Raw genomic sequence first — 9,766 nt, 5'->3', positions numbered from 1 at the left:
GCGCGGGTCAGCCCGCCGAGGCCGCCCCGGCAGCCAGGATGTACGCCATGGCGTACGACCGCGAGTTGCCGTTGTCGATCGCCGTGTCGGGCAGGGCCTCGAGGGTGGTGAGCGCCGAGGCGGCCGCGTCGGGCCCGGCCAGTGCCGAGTACATCAGGACGTAGTCGCCGAGGGCGCCGGCGAAGCCGTCGGGGGCCGCCTCCGCGACCAGCGCGTCGACCTTCTCCGCGCCTCCCGCGGGCTCCGACCCCAGGTAGCCGATCGAGGTCGGCGACAGGGGGATCAGCTGGATGCCGGCGATGGCCGAGGGCTCGGCCGAGAACCAGGTGGCGTAGTCGCGCTTGCCGCCCCAGTTGAGCGAGACGACCTCGTGGTCGAAGCCCTCGAAGACCGGGTCGGAGAGGTCGGGCGCGACGTAGTAGGCCAGGGCCGACTGCGTCTCGGCGCTGAGCATCCACGACGCCTCGTCGCCCAGGGCGGCGTCGCCGCTCGCGGCGGCCCAGAGGGCGAGGCCCGAGTAGGCCGTGACGGCCTCGGACGACGACTCCTGGTTGTTGCCGTCGGCGAAGGGCGAGTAGCCGCTCGCCCAGCTGTGCGACCAGTAGGGGTCGAACGCGCGGCGGTCGGGGAACGAGCCGTTCTGCGCGCCGGAGGCGATGTCGGCGGCGAGCAGGTCCATCACGGGCTGCCAGCGCTCGGCGAGCTCGGGGTCGTCGGCGGCCATGACGCCGGCCGCGTAGAGGAAGTAGCCGTAGTGGAAGTAGTGGTCGTTGAACTCCTCGGAGCCGAACGACACGGCCTTGCCGACGACGCCCTGCACCGCGGGGTCGTAGACGAAGCACTCCTGGTCGCGGGTCTCGCAGCCGGCCGGGTCCGTCCACAGGTCGAGCTCGTCGACGATGGCCTTCTTCAGGGTGGCCGCCGACTCGTCGTCGCCGAGCTGCACGGCGAGCTGCCAGAGCATCGAGGCCCGGTAGAGCGACTTGCCGCCGAAGTAGGTGTCGGCCGCGAAGGTGGGCAGGGCCGCGACGTCCTTCGTCAGCTGCTCGCCGAGGGCGGTCTTCTGCTCGTCGGTCAGGCTGCCGAGGTCGAGGCTCGTGGCGGGCGCCGTGGTCGGCGCGTCGAAGGTCAGCGAGCTGCCGACCGCCAGGGGCACGGTGCCGTAGACGGTCTCGTAGCGGAGGCCGGTGTCGGTGCCGCCGGAGACCTTCGCGGTCTGCCCCTGGTGGGGTGCCGCGACGACGAGCGTGTCGCCGCCCGCGGCCGTGGCGTAGGCGAGCTCGGTGGTCGTGACCGCGTCGTCGCCCTCGCCGGAGGACGACCACGACGTCGCGACGCCGGTCAGCGGCGAGGCGGCCGCGTCGAGCACGGTCGAGACCTGCTCGGACGACGCGCCGGCGGGGATGGCGACGAGCACGACGCTGCCGCCCTCGTCGAGGTCGACGCTGGTGCCGTCGAGCGTGCCGCCGTCGACGACGACGCCCCAGGTGGAGTCGCCGACCTCGATCGTGCCGCGACCGTCGCCGGCGGCCGTCACCGCGGCGCCGAGGGTGTCGGTCTGGGCCGAGGCCGCCGTGTACGACACGGTCGGCGAGCCCTGTGCGACCACGGTGTGGCCGAGCACGGCGTCGCCGTCGCGGTGCTCGACCGTGACGGAGACCTCGTCGTACGCGCTGACGACGGACTCGGTCGCGCCGAGGTCGAGCGTCACGTCCGGCAGGGCCGGCCCGACGATCGCCGTGGGCGAGGTGACCGGCTGCGGCATGCCGGCGGCGACGCCGTCGTCGGTCAGCTGGAACGAGATCGGGTACGGGAAGACCGGCATGGGGGCGTCGCCGAAGACGAGGCCGGAGAACCACTTGTTCGTCGGGGGCACGAGGCCGTCGGCGAGGCGCATCGTGGGCACGTCGCCGACCGACTCCTGCGGCAGGGCCTCGACCAGCGGGTCGACCTGCGACGCGGGGAACACGCCGCCCGTCGGGGGCGTGGAGTCGTCGGGCGTGGCCGTGCCGCCGTCGGGCGACGCGCTGCCGCTGGTGCAGCCGGCGAGCACGAGGGCTCCGGCGGCGGCGAGGGCGACGCCCGAGAGGAGGCGGGAGGCGGCGGGGCGGGGAGTGCGTGCGCTGATGGTCAGATGCCGATCTGTCGGAGGAAGCCCTGCACGGCGTCGGTCGGGCCCGCGAGGACGCCGTCGTCGCGGAGGTGGAGCTTGGCGGTGACGGGCGTGCCGGGGCTGACGAGCCCGCCGAAGGAGCCCTGGACGAGCTCGTCGCTGGCGACCTGGAGGGTCGTCTCGGCGCTGCCGTCCTGGGTCTCGACGGTCACCTCGGAGACGGTGCCGACCACCGAGGTCTGGTTCGGCAGCTGGAGGTCGACGACGGCACCGGGCACGATGCGCTCGTAGTCCCGGGGCGTCAGCACGAAGTCGGCGCGGACGAACAGGGTGTCGGACTTGTCGATGGTGGCGAGCGAGGCGCCGGCCTGCACGAAGCTGCCCTCCTTGAGGGTGACGTCGGCGACCGTGCCGTCGACGGCGGCCTTGAGGGTGAGCAGGCCGTCGGCCGCGACCGAGTAGGTGGCCGTGTCGTACGTGACGAGGCCCTTGTCGATGTCCTGCAGCAGCGAGAGGCTCTGCACCTCGAAGAGGGTGTCGCCCTCCTTCACGGTGTCGCCGTTCTCGACGTACGACTGCGTGATGGTGCCGCTGTAGTCGGAGCCCACGGAGTACTCCTGGGCCGCGATCTCGGCGCTGGTGCTGATGGCCTGCTGCTGGCGCTGCGTGAAGATCATCGTCGAGCCGGCGACGAGCACCAGCACGACCAGGATCCCGGCGGTGAGCTTGAGTCGGTTCATCCAGGTCATGAGGTGACCTCCTGCTTCTGCTTCTCGGCGGTCGAGCCGTCGGTGCGGCGGGCGGCCTCGCGGCGGCCGCGTCGGGTGGCGAGCGCCTGGGCGCCGACGAGCATCGCGTGGCGCTCGTCGTCGCGGGCGGCCTGCTCGGGGTCGTCGCTGGGGGTCATGTCGGCGAGGTGGCGCAGCTCGCGCAGCTCCTGCAGCTCCTCCGCGGAGCGGGGGGCGGGCCGCGACACCTGGGTGCGGGTCGGGGCGGCGGAGGGCGTCTCGTCGTGGAGCACGAGGGCCTCGGGCTCGGGCAGCTCGCCGCGCTTCGCCGCACGGGCGTAGCGCTTGATGGCCCGGGCCTCGCGGCTGGCGGCCACCATGAAGGCGGTGAGGATGCCGGTGTTGAGCAGGTTCCACACCGTGGCCAGGGTCAGCACGCCGTTGTCGACGTCGCGCACGATGGCGACGAGGCTCGTCAGCGACAGGAAGACCCAGAACAGCACCTGCGGGATGATGAAGTTGAAGGGCGACGAGACCTTGCCGGCCCGCCCCGTCACGCTCCACGCCTCGTCCTTGCCGCTCAGCACGTTCCAGAGGGCCTTGACGTAGATCGGGAACGACACCGACGCGAGCATCAGCACCTCCCAGCGGAACGACCCGAGCGTGTAGAACGCGAGCACGATCTGCATGAGGTAGAAGCCGGCGTAGAAGAGGAACCACTGCAGCACCGAGATGTGCAGGTTCATCGGGCGGAGGTCGAAGAAGATCTCCATCGGCGGCACGAGGAGCAGCAGCAGGGGCGCGATGCCGGTGAGGTAGTTCGTCGCGGTGACGAAGTACTGGAGGCGCTGGTCCATCGTGAGGCGGCGGCGCGGGCTGAGCGGGAAGTGGCGGAAGAGGATCTCGAAGCCGCCGGTCGCCCAGCGGAGCTGCTGCTTGCTGTAGGCCTCGATGGTCTCGGGGGCGTCGCCCACGGCGAGCGTCAGCGGGATGTAGATCGAGCGCCAGCCGGCCTCGTGCAGGTGCAGGCTCGTCCAGACGTCCTCCGACTTGGAGTCGGTGTCGATGCCGCCGACCTCGTCGATGGCCTCGCGGCGGAAGATGACGTTCGTGCCGACGCAGAACGCGGCGTTGAAGCGGTTGCGGCCCGGCTGGATGAACTTGTAGAAGACCGTCTGCATGTAGCCCGCGCCGCGGCTGACGAGGCTCGTCAGGTTGCCGTAGGTCTGCGGGGTCTGGACGAAGGCGACCTTCTCGTCGACGAAGAACGGCACCGTCTCGAGCAGGAACCCCTCCTTCGGCACGAAGTCGGCGTCGAAGATGGCGAAGTAGTCGCCCTTGGCGATGGCCAGCGCGTGGTTGACGTTGCCGGCCTTGGCGCCGTTGCTGCTCAGGCGGCGGATGTAGCGGGCGCCGAGGGCGGCGGCGAGGTCGCGGACCTCGTCGCTGCGGCCGTCGTCGAGGACCCACGTGCGGTGGGCGCCCCGGAGCGCCAGCGCGGCCTTGACCGTCGTGGCGATCTTGGAGAGCTCCTCGCCGTAGACGGTGATGAAGACGTCGACCGTGACCTCGCGGCCGTCGACGACCATCGGCCAGAGGTGCGGGGTGCCCTCGAGGCCGCGTCGCTCGATCTCGGCCTCGTCGAACAGCGTGTCCTGCGTGGCGTGGAAGTCGAAGTCGCGGGGGTCCTGACCGCCCGAGAGGATCGTCCACATGGCCAGCAGCGCCTGCACGACGAGGATCGCCTCGGCGACGATGATCATCGAGTAGGGCAGCAGGTCGCCGCGGTTGCTCGGGTTCAGCAGGAACTGCGCGTAGAGCAAGATGCCCAGGGTCGCGACCAGCACCAGCAGCACCATGACGGGGCTGTGGCTGCGCGTGCCCTCCGCCCGGGAGCGGACGGCCTCACGCTGCGCCGACACGGGTCGGCGGGTGCGGGCGGCGGGCTCGACGACGTCGGGTGTCAGGTGCCGCACGACGGCTCGGGAGGCTGTGTCGTGCGTGTCGTCGGGCCCGCCGCCGCGGCGGGGGCTCTCGTCGGTCGTGCCGGGGGTGCGCGGGACGTCGCGCATGGTTCGGGACATGCGTGTGCTTCTCCAGGTTCGGGCTGGGGAGACCGGGCGACTGGAGCGGGGTGAGCGCGCCGGACGTCCGGTGAGGGGCGTCGGCGACTCCGGCGACGAGAGGCGACGGCCCCGGGGCGGGGGCACGTCGGACGGCCGGTCGTGCTGGTCGTCCGTGGGGGCACCAGGGGGTGTCGGCCGGAGGGGTGGTCCGGCTGCAGGGTGGCCCGGTCGTCGTGTGGGCCTTTCGGGGGACCGCACGTCGACTTCGATGAACAGTACAGGGGCGTTCGGAGCACACTAGCCCCCCGGACGGGGGGCATGTCCCCCGTCCGGGTGCCGACTGCCCCGGGTTGCCGGGCCTGACGCCCGCTCCGCTCGCCCGGATTGTCACCCGTCCGGGTGACGACGTCACCCCCTGCGGTGTCCCCCGGGCGCACCGGCGCCTCGCCGCGTGGACGGGCGACGGCGCGACGGGTGCCTCAGGCGCCCGGGCCGGCGAGGCCGAACAGGGCCACCACCTCGTCGAGGTCGCGGCCCAGGACGAGGTCGAGCGGCCCGACGTCGCCGGCGTCCGCCAGCTGCGCGACGGCCGCGCCCGACGAGCCCTCGACGGCACGGGCCCTGCCCGCGACCATGAGATCGACCGGCTCGGCCCGGGCTCGCACGGGCGCGTCGGGCAGCGGGTCGAGGCCGTCGGCGACGCGCCGGTCGACGGCGAGGGCCGCCAGCACCCAGCGTTCCGCGAGGCCGACCGGGCGCAGCGACGCGAGGGGCGACCGGTGCCCCCGGCCGAAGACGACCGTCATGGTGTCGCGGAGCTCGACATGCCAGGCGACGCCGCCGACGTCGAACCGGCAGAGCTCGTCGGAGTGGAGGTCGATGACGGCCCCGAGGCGCTCCAGCGCCCGAACGGACGTCGGGCCCAGGAGGCGCACGGTCGTCGAGGCCTCGCGCTCGCGACGCTCGCGCTCGAGCACCGCCCGGGCGGTCGGGGCGTACTCGGCGTCGAGCGCATCCCGGTCGAGCGGCGCGCCCTCGGCGAGGCGCGCGTGCAGCCACGCCGGGTCGAGCTGGCCGAGGTAGCGGAAGCGCACCTGGACGACCCCGGAGGGGTCCGGCGCGGTGAGGGGCCCGTCGGGGACGAGCAGGGCGACGCCGTGGTCGACCGACCACACGGCGACGACGGTGCCGTCGACGACGGCCACCCACGACCAGCCCTGCGCGCGCACGTCGGGGCTGCTGCGCTCGACGACGTCGCTCACGAGCGACCCGGCCGGGACCCGCAGCTCGCGGCGGTGCGTCCGGGCGTCGTCGCCCATCGACACGCTCTCCCGGTCGACGACGACGACGAGCTCCGCGGGCACGTCGCTCGACGCCGCGCCGACGAGCCGAGACCAGATCCCCATGACCGTGACGCTACCGGCCCGTCAGTCCGGCCGCGCCCGGGGGGGGCCTCCTGCCCGCGGGGGACGAGGCCCGGCGTGCGGCCGCCGTGTCGACGAGCGTGACGGCTACAGCGCGCTCGCCCAGCCGGCGAGGAACTCCGCGCCCGCCTCGTCGTGGATGAGGCCGGAGGCGCTCGTCAGCACGGCGTACGGCTTCACGGGGACGCCGTCGGCCGGCCGCACGTCGACGTGGGCGACGGAGTGGCCGTGCTCGTGCAGCCAGTCGGCCATCGCGTAGTCGCTCCGCGAGTCGCCGACGGTGCGCCAGGCGAGCGGTGCGGGGCCGTCGAGGGCGAGCAGCTCGAGGGCTCGCTCCGCCCCCAGGTCCTTGCCGAGCCGCACGGACTCGATGTCGGTCGAGATGATCGTGGGGTCGACCCGCCACTGGACGGCGCCGGCGGCGTCGGGCCGCACGTCGTCGAGACGGCGCACCCCGGCGCCGCGGCGGGTCAGCGCCTCCATCGCCCTCTCGTCGAACTCGCGCTGGCGGGCCAGGTAGGTGGCCGACTCGACGGTCGTCAGCTGCTCGATCGAGACCATCGCGCGCTTCGTCCGGTCGAAGAAGACGAGGTCGGCGTAGTCGCTCGCGACGAGCGCCTCCATCTCGTCGGCGAAGTCCGCGGGCATCGCGAGGCTCGCGTCGACCTGCACCTCGCTCATGCCCGTCGGGCCGTGCTCGGGCCCGATCGAGAACCACGACGCGCCCTTCTCGCAGACCGCGTGCACGCGGGCCCCTGCGGGCAGGCCGGCGGCGATCAGCTCGCCGACGACCTCGTCGCGGATGAAGGCGTCGGAGCGGCCCGTGTTGAACACGACCGGCGTGCCCGCCGCGGCGAGCACGACGAGGTCGCGCGTGATCTCGGGCAGCGCGATGCTGCGGGTGACGGGGCTGGCGATCGGCCCGTCGACGTCGAGGAGGAGACCGAGGGCGGGCTGCGGGGCGGCGTTCACCCGGTCATCTTCGCAGGCGCGGAGACCCGAGGAGTCGCGGGTCGGGTGACCGGGGTCAGGGAGCCGGGGTCATCTCCGCCACCTGGGGCAGGAACTCGGCGAGCGCCGCACCCACGATGATGACCGACACGACGACGCTCACGACGCTCAGGACGAGGTAGACGACCATCGGCGCCACGCCCCGCCCGGTGCGGCGCTTCACCACGACGGCACGGCCGATGACGTAGACGACGCCGAGGAACGCCCACGGCCACGCGAAGGGACGGTCGACGCCGCGGCGCTTCAGCGCGCGCCAGTCGAAGAAGGCCAGCACGACGGTCAGGGCGTAGAGGCCCCAGCTGACGAGCTGGGCCAGGAGCATGCCGGGCGACGAGGGGGCCGCGGTGCTGCCGGCCTCGGCGAGGCGGAGGCTCTCGTCGAGGTACGACGAGATGTCGACGAAGGCGAGGGTCAGCAGGCTGAGCAGCGGCGTGACGGCGATCGCCCACATGTACGGCGTCGACGGGTCGGCGTCGGTGCGCTGCGGGGCCGGCGGCCCGTACGAGTTCGGCTGGCCCGCCCACGGCTGCTGGCCGTACGCGGGCTGCTGGCCGAGGCCCTGGCGGGGGTCGTCGCTGCCGGGCTGGCCCGGGTAGGAGGGGAAGGTCATCGTCGGTCCGTCCGGTCGGGGCGCAGGGTCGTTCCACTGTAGCGACGAGGCGACCACCGCCTCCTCGGCCACGCGACGGAGACGAGACCCCTCCCGGAGTGGGAGGATGGTCGCTCCGGACCTGAGGAGGACTCCCGTGGCGTTGCTCCCCGAGCCTGTCATCGCGGCGCTCGACGCGTTCGCGACCCCCGACCGCCGCGACGACCTGCGGTCGCTCGCCGCCGGCGACACCGACCCGTCGCCCGACCGCCTCGCCGCGCTCACCGAGTCGACCGACTGGGTCGACATGGCCGCCGCCCACAGCGTCGCGCCCTCCCTCGGCGACCCCGAGGGCCTCCGTCGCCTGCTGACCGCCATGGGGGCGGAGGGCCGCTGCGCCGTCCTCTCCTCCGCCGGCTCGGAGGACGACCGCGACCTCGGCGGCGCCCTCGACAGCGTGCTGCACCAGTCCGGCGGCGCCCTGGTGGTCTGCCGACCGGGGCCCCTCGCCTTCCTGATCACCGCCTCCGGCGAGCACTGGCTGCTCAGCGACCGCGAGGTGCCCCAGCTCACCGGCCCGATCCCCGTCGTCAAGCCGTAGCCCTCACCCGCCCGGCGCGTCGACACGACGCCCGGGGCGGACAGGCCGCCGCCACGGGTGCAGTGTCGGAGCATGGCTGATGACGACGACCGGCAGACGACCTGGGATGACTTCCGCGACGACGTGACGATGACCGCGTCGGAGCTGGAGGCGTGGCTCGAGACCGACGAGTCGAAGGAGGTCGGGCAGCACTCCGAGCCCGGCGGCGAGTCGGTCGGGCACGAGAGCGGCCGGCACATCGTGCGCATCCTGCACACGAAGAAGGCCGACCTCACCGACGACGACTGGGCCCACATGGCCAAGGTGCACGGCTACGTCGCGCGGCACTCGAAGCAGCGCCCGGACGGCGACGTGACCGACACGAAGTGGCGCTGGTCGCTGATGAACTGGGGCAACGACCCGCTCAAGTGAGGCTGTCGGCGCGGGACCGGCGTTCCTCCTGAGCTGAGATACCTTGCGATACCCTGCCTCAGGTATCCACACGTATCAGGGGAACTGGCGCGGATCAGGTCGCGGCGGGCCCGCCGTCGGGGGCCCGCGGCAGACTGGCCGCATGAAGACCGCCCTCGTCACCGGATCCACCCGCGGCATCGGCCTCGCCGTCGCCCGCGACCTCTCCCGCGACCACCACGTCGTCGTGCACGGCCGTGACGAGGAGGCGGTGCGCGCGGTCGTCGCGACGCTCCCGTCGGCCTCGGCCTGGGTCGCCGACCTCTCGGGGCCGGCCTTCGCCGCCCCCGAGCTCGACCGCCTCGACGTCGTGGTGCACGCCGCCGGCGTGATCGGCGGCGACACCGTCGAGTCGACGACGCGCGACGACTGGCGCCGCGTCTTCGAGGTCAACGTCTTCGCCGTCGCCGAGCTGACCCGCCAGCTGCTCCCCGCGCTCCGGGCCGCCGAGGGCACGGTCGTCGCGATCAACAGCGGCTCCGGCTTCACGGCCGGCACCGGCGGCGGCACCTACGCCGCGAGCAAGTTCGCCCTGCGCGCCCTCACCGACGCCCTCCGCGAGGAGGAGCGCCCCCACGGGGTGCGCGTCAGCTCGGTGCACCCGGGCCGCGTCGACACCGACATGCAGCGCGAGCTCGTCGAGAAGGAGGGCGGGCGCTACGACACCGCGCTCTACCTCGAGCCGGGGTCGGTCGCCGACGCGGTGCGGCTCGTCGTCGACCTGCCGCACGGCGCCACCGCCGAGGTGGTGTCGGTGCGGCCGACGCGCCGCGCCTGACCCGGC

9 protein-coding genes are annotated in these 9,766 nt (G+C 73.4%); 3 read left to right on the top strand and 6 right to left on the bottom strand.

All coding sequences use genetic code 11. The features are described 5' to 3' along the window. Positions 1-7: 7 nt before the first annotated feature. The 6 genes from IFT45_RS14185 to IFT45_RS14160 form a co-directional block, all read right to left on the bottom strand. On the bottom strand, positions 8-2,053 hold the full coding sequence (locus IFT45_RS14185; protein WP_192128943.1) for a glycosyl hydrolase: 2,046 nt from the start codon (positions 2,051-2,053) through the stop codon (positions 8-10). Between the two features lie 77 nt (positions 2,054-2,130). Continuing rightward, positions 2,131-2,862, bottom strand: coding sequence for an HlyD family secretion protein (locus IFT45_RS14180; protein ID WP_056057626.1), 732 nt, complete (start codon positions 2,860-2,862; stop codon positions 2,131-2,133). Beyond that, positions 2,859-4,925: a glycosyltransferase family 2 protein gene (locus IFT45_RS14175; protein WP_244638028.1), complete on the bottom strand. Its 2,067-nt coding sequence runs from the start codon at positions 4,923-4,925 to the stop codon at positions 2,859-2,861. Before IFT45_RS14175 ends, IFT45_RS14180 begins: the two co-directional genes overlap by 4 nt. A gap of 461 nt (positions 4,926-5,386) precedes the next feature. Continuing rightward, the gene (locus tag IFT45_RS14170; protein ID WP_192128942.1) at positions 5,387-6,313 is read right to left on the bottom strand and encodes a hypothetical protein; all 927 of its coding nucleotides are present in this window, start codon (positions 6,311-6,313) and stop codon (positions 5,387-5,389) included. 105 nt (positions 6,314-6,418) lie between these two features. Continuing rightward, a complete protein-coding gene (locus IFT45_RS14165) occupies positions 6,419-7,303 on the bottom strand; it encodes a hypothetical protein (RefSeq protein WP_192128941.1) in 885 nt (294 codons plus the stop codon). A 55-nt stretch (positions 7,304-7,358) separates the two neighbouring features. Beyond that, complete coding sequence (locus tag IFT45_RS14160) at positions 7,359-7,952, bottom strand: hypothetical protein (RefSeq protein ID WP_192128940.1); 594 nt, start codon at positions 7,950-7,952, stop codon at positions 7,359-7,361. 136 nt (positions 7,953-8,088) lie between these two features. Here IFT45_RS14160 and IFT45_RS14155 point away from each other — a divergent pair, with 136 nt between their 5' ends. From IFT45_RS14155 to IFT45_RS14145, 3 genes are all read left to right on the top strand, one after another. After that, positions 8,089-8,532, top strand: coding sequence for a hypothetical protein (locus IFT45_RS14155; protein WP_192128938.1), 444 nt, complete (start codon positions 8,089-8,091; stop codon positions 8,530-8,532). Positions 8,533-8,604: 72 nt separating this feature from the next. Then, positions 8,605-8,943: a DUF3140 domain-containing protein gene (locus tag IFT45_RS14150; RefSeq protein ID WP_192128936.1), complete on the top strand. Its 339-nt coding sequence runs from the start codon at positions 8,605-8,607 to the stop codon at positions 8,941-8,943. A 142-nt stretch (positions 8,944-9,085) separates the two neighbouring features. Next, positions 9,086-9,760, top strand: coding sequence for an SDR family oxidoreductase (locus IFT45_RS14145; RefSeq protein WP_192128935.1), 675 nt, complete (start codon positions 9,086-9,088; stop codon positions 9,758-9,760). Positions 9,761-9,766 lie beyond the last annotated feature (6 nt).

The sequence above is a fragment of the Frigoribacterium sp. CFBP 13707 genome (assembly GCF_014842245.1).
Classification (GTDB): domain Bacteria; phylum Actinomycetota; class Actinomycetes; order Actinomycetales; family Microbacteriaceae; genus Frigoribacterium; species Frigoribacterium endophyticum.
The sequence above is the reverse complement of the archived record's forward strand: the minus strand, read 5'-3'. Positions and strand labels throughout refer to the sequence as shown.